The 251-nt window shown below is 63.7% G+C and carries 1 protein-coding gene; it reads left to right on the top strand.

From position 1 onward, the window contains the following. Window positions 1-251, top strand: a 251-nt coding sequence (locus AC0L20_RS41485; protein WP_473295909.1) for an acyl-CoA dehydrogenase family protein, incomplete at both ends; no start/stop codon positions are given.

The raw sequence follows: 251 nt of genomic DNA, 5'->3' as shown, positions 1-251 counted from the left end.
CAGGTGCCGCCGGTCTGCTCTGCGCCTCCATGCCGGAGGAATATGGCGGTTCGGGCGGGACATTCGCGCATGAGAGCGCCATCATCGAGGCGATCGGCCATGTCGGCGTCGACGGTTTCGGCATCGGCCTGCACAATTCGATCGTTGCCCCTTACATCCTTCACTACGGCTCCGAGGAGCAGAAGAAGAAATGGCTGCCGAAACTGGCGACCGGCGAGCTGATCGGCGCCATAGCGATGACCGAGCCCGGC

The sequence above is a fragment of the Bradyrhizobium sp. Kon58 genome, from assembly GCF_055807455.1.
Note: the sequence above shows the minus strand (reverse complement) of the source record. Positions and strands in the feature narration are given on the sequence as shown.